This window comes from Vreelandella sp. F11 (assembly GCF_042466685.1).
GTDB lineage: Bacteria > Pseudomonadota > Gammaproteobacteria > Pseudomonadales > Halomonadaceae > Vreelandella.
The window spans coordinates 821,816-837,591 of sequence record NZ_CP170448.1; the positions used below are offsets into that span (position 1 = coordinate 821,816).

The window sequence follows — 15,776 nt, forward strand, 5'->3', positions numbered from 1 at the left end:
CGCTTCGGTATGCGCTTAACGTCGATTCGCTTAGTCGGGTTCAAGTCCTTTGTGGATCCTGTCACGGTGCCCTTCGATGGCAATATGACCGCCATCGTGGGCCCCAACGGCTGTGGTAAGTCCAATATTATTGATGCCGTTCGCTGGGTAATGGGGGAGTCCTCCGCCAAAACCCTGCGCGGTGAATCCATGGCTGACGTTATCTTTAACGGCTCCACCGGTCGTAAACCGATCAGCCAAGCCTCCATAGAGCTCAAGTTCGACAACCGCGACGGCGGCATGGGGGGCGTTTACGCTCAGTATGCGGAAATTGCCGTTAAGCGTTTGGTCACCCGGGATGGGCAATCCAACTACTTCTTTAACGGTCAGAAGTGCCGTCGACGCGATATCGCCGATCTGTTTATGGGTACCGGCCTGGGCCCGCGCTCCTACGCGATTATCGGCCAGGGCATGATCTCGCGGCTGATCGAAGCCCGCCCCGACGACCTGCGCTCGACCCTGGAAGAGGCCGCTGGGATCTCCAAGTACAAAGAGCGCCGCAGGGAAACCGAAAACCGCATGCGGCGCACCCAGGAGAACCTGGAGCGTTTGGACGATATCCGTGAAGAGCTGGATAAACAGCTGGAGCGCCTCAAGCGTCAGGCCGAAGCCGCCAAGCGCTATCAAGACTTAAAGGAGCAGGAGTATCGACTCAAGGGGGAGCTGGCGCTTTTGCGTGGGCGTGCCTTGCGGGCGGAGCAGTCTCATCAGGAGAGCCGCGTCCGCGAGTTGGAAATAGCGGTCGAAAAAGATGTTTTCGGCGTTCGCCAGTGTGAAACCCGCCTGGAGCAGGCGCGGGAGCAGCATGACCAACTCTCAGAGGTGCTTGATCGCCACCAACAACAGTTCTATGAAACCACCACGCGTATCGCGCGTTTAGAACAGGATCAGGCTCACCGACGCAGCCGTGAAACCCAGCTGGCCAATGATATCGCCACCGCCCGGCGTGAGCTGGATGAGCAGCGACGGGTTAGTGAGGGGGATCAGGAGCGTTTAGCCGCGATTGACGAGCGCTTTGACGATCTGCTCCCCGAGCACGAAGCGCTGGAAGAGCAGCTCGAAAGCCTGGAGCAGGCGTTGGCCGACGCTTCCCCCGCACTTGAATCCGCCGAACAGCAGTGGGCCGATGCCGAAACCCGCTGGCGAGACGCTAGCCGCGACGCGGATCGCAGCCAGGATCAGTTGCGCGATCTAGAGCAGCGTATCCAGCGTTTGCAGGCGGAAAATCAGCGCCGCCGTCAGCAGCGCAGCGAGGTAGCCGATCTCACTGCGCTGCGCGAAGAGCATGCGGTGTATCAGGCCCAGTTAACCGAAGCAGAGGAGCTGGCGGACGGTTTTCAAACCCAGCGCGATGAGTGGCAGCAGCGCTATAGCGACGCCAAGGCGGCCTACCAGCAGGCCACTCAGGCGCGGGACACCCAGCGCGCTGAACTCAGCCAGCGACAGGGTGAGTTGGCCTCACTTCAAGCACTCATCGACGCCGCCTTGGTGGATCACGATCCTGTCATTGGTACCACCTTAGAAGCGCATGGCTTGGCGGATGCCCCGCAACTGGGGGAAGTGCTGCAGGTGGAGCCCGGTTGGGAAACGCTGGTTTCCTGGCTGCTGGCCCCCTGGCTCAATGCCCGCATGGTGAACCGCCACCAACTGACCGCTCTGCCCGAGGCCTTAGCCACGGAGTGGCGGCTAATTGATCAGACGCCGTTAGCGGCCTCAACGTCTGGCCAGAGACTAGACAGTTTGGTCAACGGCGCTGGTGCGTTGGGCGAGTGGTTAGCAAGTATTCACTATACTCAAACAGCCGAAGAGGCTGAGCAGCAGGTAGTGCACCTGGCACCTGGTGAAAGTGTGGTAAGCCAGGATGGTGTATGGCTGGGCCGCGGGTGGGTGAACCAGCAGGCCAACGGCGAAGGCATTGATGGGCTGCTATTAACCCGCCGCCGCTACGCTGAACTGACCGCCCAGCGCGAAAGTGAAGAGGAGGCGGTGGCGCTGGCGGAAGAGCAGTGTGAAGCAGCCAGTGAGATGATCGAAACCCTGGAGCAGGCCCGTGAGCAGCAGGCCGAAAAAGAGCGCGCCCACGCCGCGACTCTGCAGCAGTTGGCGGTAAAAGAGCGTAGCCTGGCCCAGCGCCTGGAGCATCTGGAGAGCCGCGCCACTGAGCTTGATGAAGAGCTTGCCCAGCTACAAGAGGATGAAGCTGAGTTAGCGCTTACCCTCGACGAGCAGCGCGCCCGCTGGCATGTGGCGATGGAGCAGTTAGAGAGCGCGGCGCAAGCACGGGAAACCAGCGCCGAGCAGCGCAACCGGCAGCGTGAAGCGCGTGATCAGTTAACCCAACAGCTCGCTCCGCTCAAAGCGCAGCAGCAGGCGCTGGCACTTGAGCGGGAACGTTTAAGTGCCGAGCGCGACAGTCTGCGTTCCCAGCAGGCGCGCTCCAGTGACTCTGAAGAGCGCCTCTCGCTACGTATTGTCGAGTTGGAAGAGTCGCGGGAAATGCTGCTCGAGCCCGACGAACTGGCGGGAGAAGAGCTTGAAGAGCTGCTGCACCAGCGCGAGCAGCAGGAGGGGCGCTTAAATGCCACTAAACAGCAGGCTCAGGGGCTGGCAGAGCAGTTACGCAATGATGAACTTGCCCGCCAACAGCACGAGCGCAACCTGGAACAGAGCCGCGAGCAACTCCAGCAGCGGCGAATGGATGCCCAGGCGCTGGCACTCAAAGCTGCGACTCAGGACGAGCAGCTAGCGGAATTAGGTCATAACGTCGAAACCCTGACCGAGCAACTGCCTCAGGAGGCCACTGAAACACGTTGGCAGGAGCGTCTGGAAAGCACCACGGACAAGATTCGCCGCCTGGGGGCGATCAACCTTGCTGCTATTGAAGAGTACGACCAGCAGGCCGAACGGCGTAACTATCTGGAAGCGCAGCACGCCGAGTTGACCGAAGCGCTGGAAACCCTCGAACGGGCAATTAAGCGCATCGATCAGGAGACCCGCGTGCGTTTCCGGGAAACCTTTGATCAGGTGAATACCGGCTTACAAACCCTGTTCCCGCGGGTATTCGGCGGCGGTGCCGCCTGGTTAACGCTAACCGGTGATGACCTGTTGGAAACCGGCGTGGCGATTATGGCCCGCCCGCCGGGTAAGAAAAACAGCACCATTCATCTGCTCTCGGGCGGCGAGAAGGCGCTGACCGCGCTGTCGCTGGTATTTGCAATCTTTCAGCTTAATCCGGCGCCGTTCTGTATGCTGGATGAGGTGGATGCCCCCTTGGATGATGCCAACGTGGGCCGTTACGCCAAACTGGTCAAAGAGATGTCTGAAAACGTTCAGTTTATCTATATCACCCACAACAAGATTGCCATGGAAGCCGCCGAGCGCCTGATGGGGGTCACCATGCAGGAGCCCGGCGTCTCGCGGTTAGTCTCGGTAGGTATTGACGAGGCAGCAGCGTTGGTTGATTAGGCCCTTCGTCTTTAACCTTCACCAAGCTCGCGCATTACCGCATAAAGCGCCGATTTCGCTTCAAAGCCCACGCCGGGTATATCAGGCAGCCCCACATAGCCATTCTCCACCTGAATACCATCCGCAAAGCCGCCAAAGGGTTGGAAAACGTCCGGATAGGATTCGTTGCCGCCTAACTGTAAACCTGCGGCAATATTCAGCGACATCTGGTGGCCGCCATGGGGAACCACGCGGCGCGATGACCAGCCAAGCTCATCCATCACTTTTAGGGTACGCATATACTCCACTAAGCCGTATGAGAGTGCGCAATCAAACTGCACATAGTCGCGGTCGGCACGCATACCGCCGTGGCGGAGCAAGTTGCGCGCATCCTGGTGTGAGAACAGGTTCTCACCGGTGGCCATAGGCAGCTCGTAGTGGTTGGCAAGCTCTGCTTGAAGGGCATAGTCGAGTGGGTCGCCAGCCTCTTCGTACCAGAACAGCTTGTAGGGCTTTAGCGCTTCGGCGTAGGCGATAGCGGTGGCTTGATCAAAACGACCATTGGCGTCCACGGCTAAGCGACTACCATCACCAACGACCTTGATGACCGCTTCGATTCGGCGTAGATCCTCTGCTAACGATGCAGCACCGATTTTCATTTTGACCACGCTATAGCCACGATCCAGGTAACTGCGCATTTCATCCTGTAGTTTGCTGTGATCCTTGCCAGGGTAGTAGTAGCCGCCTGCCGCATAGACCCACACTTTGTCGTCTGTCTGGCCATTACGGTAACGATCAGCCAGCAGCCGGTAGAGTGGCTTACCTTCTATTTTGGCCACCGCATCCCAAACAGCCATGTCGATTGTGCCTACCGCTACGGAGCGCTCACCGTGGCCACCGGGCTTTTCATTGGTCATTAAGGTTTTCCAGATCGCAAAGGGATCAAGATTGTTATGCGCTTGATCAATAAGGCTTTCAGGATCGGCTTCGCTAATACGGTCAAAAAAACGCTCGCGCATCAGCGCACCCTGCCCATAGCGGCCGTTAGAATTAAACCCGTAGCCAATCACAGGCTTACCGTCACGGATCACATCCGTGACCACGGCAACTAGCGAGCAGGTCATTTTGGAAAAATCGATATAGGCATTGGCAATAGGCGAAGCGATAGAAACGGTTTTCTCGCGAATTTCAACGATGCGCATGGTGTGCTCCTGTGTGGTGAACAGCCCCACATTAAGCGTGACAATACAGCGCGACCAATGCTATTACTGCGCTACCCCATGCTGAAACGGCATTGCTCATGGAACTTGTTTGGCTCGAAGATTTTATCGCCCTGGCAGAACACGGCAGTTTCGTGCGGGCAGCAGAAGCGCGTCACATCACCCAGCCGGCGTTTAGCCGTCGCATTCGCTCGTTAGAGCAGTGGATGGGTGTCAGCCTGTTTATACGCACGCCACAAGGCACCACGCTTACCGAAGCTGGTAGTCATATTCAAGCCAGAGCGTTTGAAGCGACAAATCGCCTGTATCGACTGCGCGAAGAGGCGCAAGAGGTGGCCGGTAAAGCGGCAAAGACTCTTCAGTTCGCCGCCACTCACTCGCTCTCTTTTACCTTTTTTCCGCGCTGGATTCGCCAAACCGAGAATGGCGCGCCGATTGAAGCGATCCAACTTCACTCAGACAGCATGCAGGGCTGCGAGCAACTCTTGGTGCGTGGCGAGGTACCATTTTTGCTCTGTCATCGCCATCCCGAGGTGCCTTCGCCATTGACCCAGGAGCACTTTGTGAGCCAAAACGTGGGCGACGACATCCTGATAGCACTAGTAGCCCGCTCATTACTGGAGAGCAACCCTGGCAACCAATTGCCTTATTTGGCCTATACGGAAGCGTCGGGTCTTGGGCGCATTGTGGCTCACCGTTTATACGACAATAGCGAGGTGTTAGCGCTTAAAGCACAGTTTAGTAGTCACCTGGCCGCCGTATTGATGTCGATGGCATTAGAGGGGAAAGGAGTAGCTTGGTTGCCAAAAAGCCTTGCAGAGCAAGAGATTAGCGATGGCCGATTGGTACGGGCGTTTGATGAAAGCTGGGATATCGCGTTGCAAATCCATCTCGTGAGGCCAGTAGCCCCCTTAAGCGTTGCGGCCGAAAACTTCTGGGCGCGAGTAACAGATCAGCGTGAACGCGATTAACATTGGGAGAGTGATGCTAGGCTAAAAGCGTAAAAAAATATGCCAAAGCCTCCAACTTAACTATATTACCCTTAGTAATAGAGCGCTGGGGATGGTTAAACGGCTTATAGAGAAAATATGCACTGGCAGGTGAGTTGGTTGTCAAAACGGCTTTTCTTGCTTCCAGGATTCCTTTATAAAGCTATTTATAGATGTTAGATCAAATGATCGTGGCACTTTTGTTTGAAGTTAAGGTCGAAATTTCTCGCCTTAAAGCGTCTCAAAATTTTGCCAAGCCGTGAAAATCGCGTTAAATGCAGCAAAAATTGGCCATTTTCACCATAATCGCGCTATGCTTGGTGGCAAGCACTTATTAAATAGCAGTTACAGTTATCAAATTCAGGCATGCCTTTTTAGACCCTGTGCCTTAGCAAACGGCAAGACGACCATGGAACGTTCGACATGGAACTAAGAGAGTGGCTAATCATATTAGGGCTGGCGTTGGTATCGCTCATCGTTATTGACGGTGCGCGAAGGCTTCAACGTCAGCGACGTGTACCCCGTCTAGATCAGGCGGAGAAAGATCTTTCCGGCAGTTCGCTAGATGATCCCGATGAAGCTGCTAAAGCCGCGGAGATCAATTGGGAACTTCCTAATGGCGGTGCTCGAGTTGTTAAACCCGCAGACTATAGTGGCTTAGGTAATAAACCAAAGTTAGAACGTCAAGAGCATCCTGGGCCCTCTAGGGTGCTTTCTGAGTTTAGACGTTCGGCCTCTGCTAAAGCGGCAAAACGCAAAGCAGATAAGGCAGAGAAACGGGATAGAGCAGCACCAGTTGCAAAACCAGCACCAAGTGTTGCCATTAATAGCACTGCTGCTAAGACAGCCGATAAGCCGGAGGTTAAGGCAGAGCAGCCAGTGACTTCTGCATCGGCTACTTCTACTGCGTCGCCGACTGAACATGATCGTCGCGAACCCAGTATCTCAATGACGGGCTCTTTACAGACCGACTCCTTGCAAAGTGAGTCTTTGCAAACTGAAACGTTGCAAACCAAGGCGGCTATATCTTCGCAGCCGAATCCGTCTTCACAACCGGATTCATTTTCACAACCGGATTCATTTTCACAATCGAATTCAACTTCCCAATCGGAACCCTATACCGAGCAGCCTGCTGCCGCTGCCACGGTTACTCCTTCAGTGACAGAAGCGGATGCTGAAGCGCCTCAAGCTGTCGCTGCTGAGACGTCACCGCTTACCGCTCACGAAACCGCTGACAGTGAAACAGCCGCCAGTGAAGCAAATAGTGAAATGGTGCCGCCACTTTCAGAGCAAGAACCTGTACTACGAGCGGAGCCGGAAGACGCGGTATTTGCCAAACATGCCAATCAGCACTCAGCTAAACGGCGTCAACTGCGCTCAGATACAGTGGGCGAATATGACGAGTTGGACGATGATGAAGTTGATGAGTATCGCCTGGTCGACTTTGAAGGCATGGGGCGCTCGCTAAAGCGTCGTTTGATTGCGCGGCGTAAAGAAAAGCAGCGTAAGAAAGCTGAGAAAGCGGTGCGTGATCAAGCCTTGGCCAAGCAGAAGGCCGAACGCAAAGCGCTGGAAGCAGAGCAGAAGCGTGAAGCCAAAGAGGCCGCTGAAGCAGAGCGGGCCCGCCTCGCTCAAGAGCAGGCCCTAGCTCGTGAAGAACGAATCCGTGAAGAAGCAGCGGCCAGTGCGGCTGCTGCAGATAGGCTCGCTGCCCAGCAGCGTGCTGTCGACGAAGAAGCGCTTCGCTATGAAGATAGTGAGTATGCCGCCCACGAAGAGGAGCTCGAAGAGCGCTTTGGTGTTGATGACCGCCACGCTGAAAGCGAGCTTGGGGCGAATGAGAGCGTCCGTATACATCCAACGTTGGAAAAAGCCCTACGTCATGATGTGAACGGTGAACACGCCAAGGAAACACTCTCCAGTGCTGAAGAAGTCGTGGTCATTAGCGTTCTCTCTAGAGACCCAGAGGGCTTCGACGGTACCAAACTGCTGGAACTGATGATGGTCTGCGGATTGCGCTACAGTAGTGCAATGGGTGTTTTCCACCGCTTTGAGACAGAGAGTGACGATAGCGAACTGCAGTTCTCCATGGTCAACGTGGTTAAACCAGGTACTTTCCCCATTGAAGAGATGGGCGAATTTATGACCCCCGGTATCACGCTGTTGATGCCGCTGCCTGGTGCCATCGATAGCGCTGCTGCCTTTGAAGCGATGGTAGAAACCGCCATGGTGGTGGTTCGCCATATGGGCGGCGAGCTTAAAGACGAAAACCGTAGTGTGATGACCGCACAAACAATCGAATTCGCCCGCCAGCGAGTGCGTGAGTTTGAGCGTCGGCACCGCCTGCATCGTCAACTCCAAGCCCGCTAATCGTCGTTCGCTGACGTCGTAGCAGCGCTGCTGTAAAACACCCGCCTTCTTGCCAGAAGGCGGGTGTTTCTGTTCAATACGCTGTCGTTTTGTGATTTTCAAGTTGTGACGTTTAGCTTTTGTGCTTTCGCTGTTGTTTTAGCTGGTACTGGAAACCATTTTAATGAAGAAGTCTGATTCTCAACCGCTGGAAGAGATTACCCAACTGCGCGCTGCCCTCGACGAGGCCAACTACCGTTACTACGTGCTCGATGAGCCGACACTGACGGATGCCGACTACGATCGTAAATTTCAGCGCTTACAGCAATTGGAGACCGACCATCCAGAACTGGTTACCCCCGATTCGCCCACCCAGCGTGTTGGCGCCGCCCCTGCGGATGGCTTTCCCACGGTGGCCCATGCGATCCCCATGCTATCGCTGGATAACGCCTTTAGCCGTGACGATATACACGCCTTCGCCGAGCGGGTGGCCGAGCGTCTTGAGTGTGCCGCAGACGATGTTGAGTTTACCTGCGAGCCGAAACTGGATGGCGCCGCCGTCTCGCTAGTTTACGAGCAGGGCGTACTGGTCAGCGGAGCAACACGAGGCGATGGCCGTACCGGTGAAGGCATTACCTCTAACCTGCGCACGCTGCGTTCGGTGCCGCTAAAGCTGATGGGTAAAAATGTGCCCGCCCTATTGGAAGTGCGTGGCGAGGTGATTATGCGCCACGCGGGATTTGAAGCGTTGAACGAGCGCGCCCGGGAAGAGGGCAGCAAGGTCTTTGCCAACCCCCGCAACGCCGCGGCGGGTAGCCTGCGTCAGTTGGATCCCCGCATTACGGCTAAACGGCCGTTGGAGTTTCACGCCTACCAAGTTGCCCGTATCAATATGGCTAATTTGGATGACAGCGTAATTTCTACGCATAGTCGTCAGATGGAAAGGCTCAAAGATTGGGGCTTTCGTTCAAGCAGTGAGCTTAAAGTCGTCAAAGGCCCCCAGGCCGTTGCTGACTACTGCGAGCAGTTGGGTGAGAAGCGCGACGGCTTAGGTTTTGATATCGATGGCGTGGTGATCAAGGTGAACGCCCTACGCCACCAGCGCGAGCTTGGCTTTGTGGCCCGTGCACCGCGCTGGGCGGTGGCATTTAAGTATCCCGCTCAGGAAGAGGTCACCACGCTTAACGATGTAGAGTTCCAGGTCGGTCGTACCGGGGCGATTACCCCCGTGGCGCGCTTGGAACCGGTCACTGTCGCCGGTGTGACGGTGTCTAACGCGACACTGCACAACGCCGATGAGATCAAACGTTTGGATGTAATGATTGGCGATACGGTCTCGATTCGTCGGGCCGGTGATGTGATCCCCCAAGTAGTGAGCGTGCATACCGAGCTGCGGCCAACGGATGCCAGGGCGATCGTTTTTCCTGAACACTGCCCGGTGTGCGGTTCCGATATCGAGCGTCTTGAAGGCGAAGCGGTGGCGCGCTGCTCCGGTGGCCTGTACTGCGCGGCGCAGCGCAAAGAGGCGCTTAAGCACTTTGCCAGTCGTAAAGCGCTGGATATTGACGGCCTGGGTGAGAAGTTGATCGTGCAGTTGGTTGATTTGGATTGGGTAGAAACACCGGCAGCGCTGTTTCACTTAACCGTCGAGCAGTTGCAAAGCCTGCCGCGTATGGGCGAAAAGTCGGCTACTAACTTGGTCAACGCGCTTGAAACCGCTAAGGCGACCACCTTGGCGCGGTTTATTTACGCCTTAGGTATTCGTGAAGTAGGCGAGGCCACGGCGGCGAATCTTGCCAACCACTTTGGTACCCTAGACGCCATTCAAGCCGCTGAGTTGGAAGCGCTGGAAGCGGTCAATGATGTCGGCCCGATAGTCGCCGCCCATGTACACACTTTCTTTCGCCAGCCGCACAACCAGGAAACCATTGCCGCGCTGATTGAAGCGGGCATTACCTGGCAGGAGGCGGAAGTCACCCAAGGCCCCACGCCGCTGGAAGGCCAGACCTGGGTGCTCACCGGCTCGATGGAGAGCATGACCCGGGATGAAGGCAAGGCGCGTTTGCAGGCGCTGGGTGCCAAGGTGGCGGGCAGCGTCTCGAAAAAGACCACCTGCCTGGTCGCTGGCGAAGCGGCGGGCAGCAAACTCACCAAAGCCGAGCAGATGGGCGTAGACGTCATCGACGAAGCCACCTTTATTGAACGTTTGGCAGAGTGGGAGCAGCGCTAATGAGCCGTTTTATTGAAGTTCCCGCCAGAATGCTGCCGCCGGATACCCTTAATGCCCTGCTAGAGGCGTTTGTGACCCGTCAGGGCTACGACACCACCGATACCACGGGCGAGGGCATGCACGGCTGGGTAGCCGAGTTGAAACAGCAGCTAGAGCGCAATGAGCTGATCATCGCCCATGATCTAGAGCTGGAGATGACCGAAGTGATGACGCTGGCGCGGTGGCGTTCGTTTGGCCGCGATATCGCCGACGACGAGGAGGAGGGCGATATCTAAGCCCTCCCGCTAAGCGTTCCCTCCACGAATAATCGCGCTAATAATCCGCCGCCCTGGGTGGAGATGATCCACCAGCGGCGCTTCTAGCGGCATTGGCTCATCGCATATGCGTGAGGTGATCACCTCTGCACAGAGCGGCGCACTGGCTAACCCTCGCGAGCCGTGGGCGGCGGATATCCACAGGCCTGGATAGTGTTGGCCAGGTATCTCTGCCACGCGTGTGGCATCTTTACTCAGCAGCGCGTAGTCCGACCGCCACGCCGCTGCCACCGGCACAGGCCCTGCGTAAGGGGTTTTGTCCGGGCTTGCTGCACGCACGGCGGCACGACCCTTAAGGTGCTCAGGGCTCAACTCAATCCCTGCCTGTTCCAACGCGTCTACCAAGGCGGGCAGCGTCTGGCGCAGCTCATCGATATTGCGCTGATGGTCATCAGCGGTGACATCGGCTGTGGCGTTATTGGGGACGAAGCTAGCGCCGAAGGTCAGGACGCCATCCAACGCAGGTGCCACATAGCCGCCAGCACACACTACACGCTTAGGGCCTGCTACTTCATCGGGTAGCCGTAATTCACTAATCTGACCGCGAACCGATTGCAGCGGTAATTCCGCCGTTTGCGCAAAGCGGTTAGCCAAGTGGGCGCTGGCAATCACCACCTGATCCGCCTCCAGCGTGCTGCCATCGGCCAAGTTAAGCTGCCAGCCGGCCTCACGCTGGGTAAGGGAGCTAACCTCGCCTTGCCGCAAGCTAATGCCTGGCTGGCTAAGCAAGTGCTCACACAGCGCCTTAGGCCTTACCCATCCCGCTTGTGAGTAATAGAGCCCTTGGGAAGCGTCAATGTTGATCTCTGCTGTCTCGGTTAGCGCCGGGTTCTCCATTGGGGTGACGACCTCGCCGGGCAGCGGGTGCTGCTCAATAAAACGCTGCTGGCGGCGGGCCTCTCTATCGCTGCTGGCCAACTGCACCACGCCGCAGGGCTGCCACAGGCGTTGGTTAGCGTGGTGCTGCGCAAGCCAACGCTGGCTAAACAGCAGCCCGGCAAGATAAAACCGGCTCTGGTGATTGGTTTCTGCGGCCAGTTTTACATACAGTGCGCCCTGTCGATTGCCCGAGCCGCCCGCGCCGGGGGCTTCGCGCTCGACGACGGTTATTTTCACTCCCCGCCGTGCCAGCGCCGCCGCCACGCTGCTGCCCGCAAGCCCCGCGCCGACGACGACAACGCGCTTGACTGAGGCCACCTGCGGTGGGGTAAACCAGGGCGTTGCCAGGCGGCGGTGATCCGCAGGCGGCGACTCAATACTGCCTGCCAGCATTTCCCGTTTGCGGCCATAGCCGGGCACTTTCTTCCAGTTAAAGCCCGCCGCTTTCAGCCCCCGCTTAACGATACCCGCGCAGGTAAACGTGGCGAACGTAGCGCCAGGGCGCGAGCGGGCGGCCATGGCGTTAAACAGCTCAGGCTGCCACATATCGGGGTTCTTAGAAGGCGCAAAACCGTCTAAAAACCAGGCATCGACTTGTCCATCCAACTGCTCCAGGCGCTCAGTGGTATCGCCAAAATGCAGATCCAGGGTGACGCGCTCGGTTAAGTGCAGGCGGTGAATTCCGCTAACCGCGGCGGGCCACTGGGCGCAAAGCGTCTGTGCATAAGTGGCAAGCGAGGGCCAACTCGCTAAGGCTTGTTCAAGGGCGCCAAGCGCAAGGGGAAACTTCTCTGTGGATAACAGATGCAGTCGTGCCCTGGATGGCGCATGTTGCTCAAAACAGGCCCAAGCGCAGAGCATATTGAGTCCGGTGCCAAAGCCAGTTTCGCCAATCACAAAGGGCCGCGTGGCTCCCCAGGCGGCAAAGCGTTCGGGAAGTTGGTTGGCGCCCAGAAATACATGCTCGGTCTCTGCGCGGCCATCGCCACGAGTGAAATAGATGTCATCAAAGGCGGTTGCGTGGGGGGCGCCCTCGTTCCAGGTAAGCGCGGGCGTCGTTAATGCCGCCAGCGGAGGCAAGGCGTTTGAACGTTGGGTCACACGGATATCCGTATTGAGGTAGAGGTGGTTAAAAAATGATCAATTTGTCAGCGCTGGCGTAATCTCTGGCTTAGCGAAAAGCGTCCGCCGGGTTTGCACAGAGTTTTCCACAGGCTCTGTGAAAAAGCCGACGAACCCTCCACACTCGCCTATTGGCGTCAAGGCATAACTTTCTTGAACGGCTTAACAATTACCTTGGCATAGACCCCTGCAATCATGTAAGGGTCGGCATCAGCCCAGGCCTTGGCGTCTTCCAGAGTGTCGAACTCTGCCACTACCAAGCTGCCGGAAAAGCCTGCATCGCCTGGGTTTTCAGCATCGATGGCAGGGTGGGGGCCTGCCAGCACCACGCGGCCTTCATCGCGCAACGCTTCCAGGCGCGCTAAATGGTCGGGCCGAGCTGCTAAGCGACGCTCTAAGCTATTGGGCACATCTTCACTCATAATGGCATATAGCATTTGGGGATAACTCCTTGATTAAATGAGGATGCAAAGTGACCGTTAATTGACCGCACTGGCATAAGCGCGCACCATATCTTACCCATTGCGAAGACTTTATACACAGCTGAAAAGCGCATTCTGACAAACTGGCCACACGGCGTCATGCTTATGCCTCGACTTCCCTATACCTTTGATGCCGATCAGCGCTACCCGGTTGATTTGCACATGCACTCGACCGCGTCTGATGGTGCGTTAACGCCCACCGAGCTGGTCACCCTGTGTGCCGAACGCGGGCTGACGCATATGTCGCTTACTGACCACGATACCATGGACGGCATTGAAGAAGCGGGCCGCGCGTCGGAGCAAGCAGGGCTGTGCCTTATCCCCGGCTGCGAGTTATCCACACGCTGGCAGGGCGTCAATATCCATGTGGTGGCGTTGCTGCCGGGTGGCTTGCAGGGGCCGATGGTGGATGGCCTGATTCAGCAGCGTGAAGCGCGGATTCAGCGTGCTGAAGTCATCGCTGAAAGGCTGGAAAAAGTCGGTTTGCCTAATGCCCTGGAAAAAGCGCGCCTGCACGCTGGCAGCGACCGCCCCTTGGGCCGCCCGGACTTTGCCCGCGCGCTGGTCGCAGAAGGCGTAGTGCCCGACTGGGCCAGCGCCTTCAAGCGCTATCTGGGTAGTGGCAAGAAGGGCGATGTTAAAGCCCACTGGCCGGAAATCAGCGAAGCGGTGGGCTGGATTGTCGGTTCTGGTGGCGTCGCCGTGATTGCTCATCCACTGCGCCACGGTCTAACCCGGCGCAAGCGGGGCCTGTTAATGGATACTTTTCAGGCGGCGGGCGGCCAGGCAGTTGAGCTGGTCAGCGGTCAGCAGAATCCGGACAGCACCCGCGACCTGGCGCGGCAGCTAGTGGAGCGCGACCTTTACGCCTCCATGGGCAGCGATTTTCACTTTCCCGGCAGCCACGCGGCTCCCGGCAGTATGAGTTTAGTGCCGCGCACCGCAGCGCCGCCCATATGGCAGCACCCGCGGCTAGTGCACCTGCGCGATGCGTCGCCCGGGCTGCTGGCGGTCGGTTAAATCACTGCTCGGTCATTTCACAGCGCGGCCAGTGCAAAAATAAGTCAGCTATGCTGTATATGCAGGGCCTACGGACAGGAGATACCCATGAGCCAATATTTTCAGATTCACCCGGAAAACCCGCAGAAACGCTTGATTGATCAGGCCATTGCGATCATTCGTAAAGGCGGCGTGGTCGCCTATCCCACTGACTCGGGCTACGCTCTTGGCTGCCACCTGGGTGAAAAAAAAGCCATCGAGAAGATCAAATGGCTGCGTTCGCTGGATGATAAACACAACTTCACCCTGGTGTGCTCCGACCTATCGGAAATCGGCACCTACGCCAAGGTGGATAACGATGTGTTCCGGTTGCTGAAAGCCCATACCCCAGGGCCTTACACCTATATTCTGGATGCTACCTCCGAAGTGCCGCGGCTATTACTGCACCCCAAGCGCCGCTCCATTGGTGTGCGTGTGCCGGATCACCGTATTACCCACGCGCTGCTGGCCGCCCTGGGCGAGCCATTGATGAGCGTCACGCTGATTCCGGTAGGCGATGATCTGCCCATGAACGACCCGGAAGAGATTCGCGAGCGTTTTGGTGCCCACCTGGACGCCATAATCGACGGCGGCGCCTGCCACTTGGATCCCACAAGCGTTATTGACCTGCGTGAGCTGCCGCCGAAAATCATTCGCGAAGGACGTGGTGATATTTCTCCTTTCGTCGGCTAACAGCACTCTGTAAAGCAAATCCCTGGCGCTTAGGCGTATCGCGCAGGGATTTGCTCTATTTTTATCGTTGTTTGAATGTTCAATAAAAATAAAATATGATCCTAATGGTTATTTTCGATAATAAATCGTGATCCTTTAAGGCGAGGAGTCGCCCCGCCTTTTTGAGATCGCCTATCCCAGGAGATCATTCAATGACGATGCCTTTCCCTTCTCGCCTCTGCACCCTTGCCGCTTTAGTCAGTCTTAGCGCTTTTCCGCTGGCTAGCCACGCGGATAGCGATGACGCAGAACTGTGTGCCCAGGAAGCCTATACAATGGGCCTGCGCTATCAACAGCAGTCTGCCGAAGCAGCTGCGTTACAACGTCAGGGTTTTGCCCTCGCCACCTATCGGCTTGAGGATCAGATTGAGGCGCATGGTAGCAGCGACGGCTTGGCGATCATTACCGACCTGGATGAAACGGTACTGGACAACAGCGAGCTGTTGGTTCGCGATATGCAGGCGTGCCACGACTACACCACCTGGGATACATGGAAGCATTGGGAGCGTGAAGGCGAGCCGCGTCTAATACCGGGGGCCAAAGACTTCCTGGATTACGCGGACGAGGAGGGCGTGGCCATTTTTTACGTCTCTGACCGCTACCAGGAGAACGAGGCCGATACCATCGCCACCCTGGAAGCGTTAGATCTGCCCCAAGTCTCTGAGCAGAGCGTGATGTTGCTGGGGCCTGCTAAGGCGGAGCGCCGCGCAGAAGTGGTGGATAACTACACGCTGGTGATGCAGCTAGGGGATTCTCTTCACGATTTCGCAGGAGACTTCGCGGGCGCCGACCTTGAACAGCAGCATGCGCTTGTTGAGGAGAATGCCGAACGTTTCGGCAATGACTGGATAGTCTTCCCCAACGCTACCTACGGCGCCTGGAGCGAGGCTGAGTTAGACGCCTGGGAAGCCCCGCATGAAGTGGAGTGATCGGTTAAA

11 protein-coding genes are annotated in these 15,776 nt (G+C 57.1%); 8 read left to right on the top strand and 3 right to left on the bottom strand.

All coding sequences use genetic code 11. The features are described from left to right. Positions 1–9 precede the first annotated feature (9 nt). Positions 10–3,504, top strand: a complete 3,495-nt coding sequence (smc, locus tag ACFIOZ_RS03795; protein WP_386082373.1) for a chromosome segregation protein SMC — start codon at positions 10–12, stop codon at positions 3,502–3,504. Positions 3,505–3,515: 11 nt separating this feature from the next. Here the strand turns inward: smc and ACFIOZ_RS03800 are convergent, their stop codons facing one another. Continuing rightward, complete coding sequence (locus ACFIOZ_RS03800) at positions 3,516–4,685, bottom strand: mandelate racemase/muconate lactonizing enzyme family protein (RefSeq protein WP_386082374.1); 1,170 nt, start codon at positions 4,683–4,685, stop codon at positions 3,516–3,518. Positions 4,686–4,783: 98 nt separating this feature from the next. On the opposite strand from ACFIOZ_RS03800, the gene ACFIOZ_RS03805 reads away from it, so the two are divergent. From ACFIOZ_RS03805 to ACFIOZ_RS03820, 4 genes are all read left to right on the top strand, one after another. Further along, positions 4,784–5,674, top strand: coding sequence for a LysR family transcriptional regulator (locus ACFIOZ_RS03805; protein ID WP_386082375.1), 891 nt, complete (start codon positions 4,784–4,786; stop codon positions 5,672–5,674). Positions 5,675–6,115: 441 nt separating this feature from the next. After that, the gene (gene zipA, locus ACFIOZ_RS03810) at positions 6,116–8,062 is read left to right on the top strand and encodes a cell division protein ZipA (RefSeq protein ID WP_386082376.1); all 1,947 of its coding nucleotides are present in this window, start codon (positions 6,116–6,118) and stop codon (positions 8,060–8,062) included. 163 nt (positions 8,063–8,225) lie between these two features. Further along, complete coding sequence (gene ligA, locus ACFIOZ_RS03815; RefSeq protein ID WP_386082377.1) at positions 8,226–10,271, top strand: NAD-dependent DNA ligase LigA; 2,046 nt, start codon at positions 8,226–8,228, stop codon at positions 10,269–10,271. Continuing rightward, positions 10,271–10,546 (top strand): YheU family protein, encoded by a 276-nt coding sequence (locus ACFIOZ_RS03820; protein ID WP_064235814.1) that lies wholly within the window; start codon positions 10,271–10,273, stop codon positions 10,544–10,546. Before ligA ends, ACFIOZ_RS03820 begins: the two co-directional genes overlap by 1 nt. A 9-nt stretch (positions 10,547–10,555) precedes the next feature. Here the strand turns inward: ACFIOZ_RS03820 and mnmC are convergent, their stop codons facing one another. Both mnmC and ACFIOZ_RS03830 read right to left on the bottom strand, forming a co-directional pair. Continuing rightward, complete coding sequence (gene mnmC, locus ACFIOZ_RS03825; protein ID WP_386082378.1) at positions 10,556–12,565, bottom strand: bifunctional tRNA (5-methylaminomethyl-2-thiouridine)(34)-methyltransferase MnmD/FAD-dependent 5-carboxymethylaminomethyl-2-thiouridine(34) oxidoreductase MnmC; 2,010 nt, start codon at positions 12,563–12,565, stop codon at positions 10,556–10,558. A 158-nt stretch (positions 12,566–12,723) separates the two neighbouring features. Continuing rightward, a complete protein-coding gene (locus tag ACFIOZ_RS03830; protein ID WP_386082379.1) occupies positions 12,724–13,023 on the bottom strand; it encodes a YciI family protein in 300 nt (99 codons plus the stop codon). Positions 13,024–13,167: 144 nt separating this feature from the next. On the opposite strand from ACFIOZ_RS03830, the gene ACFIOZ_RS03835 reads away from it, so the two are divergent. The 3 genes from ACFIOZ_RS03835 (at position 13,168) to ACFIOZ_RS03845 (ending at position 15,767) form a co-directional block, all read left to right on the top strand. Beyond that, complete coding sequence (locus ACFIOZ_RS03835; RefSeq protein ID WP_386082380.1) at positions 13,168–14,088, top strand: PHP domain-containing protein; 921 nt, start codon at positions 13,168–13,170, stop codon at positions 14,086–14,088. 87 nt (positions 14,089–14,175) lie between these two features. Then, the gene (locus tag ACFIOZ_RS03840) at positions 14,176–14,799 is read left to right on the top strand and encodes an L-threonylcarbamoyladenylate synthase (RefSeq protein WP_007111478.1); all 624 of its coding nucleotides are present in this window, start codon (positions 14,176–14,178) and stop codon (positions 14,797–14,799) included. A gap of 191 nt (positions 14,800–14,990) precedes the next feature. Next, positions 14,991–15,767: a 5'-nucleotidase, lipoprotein e(P4) family gene (locus tag ACFIOZ_RS03845; RefSeq protein WP_386082381.1), complete on the top strand. Its 777-nt coding sequence runs from the start codon at positions 14,991–14,993 to the stop codon at positions 15,765–15,767. Positions 15,768–15,776 lie beyond the last annotated feature (9 nt).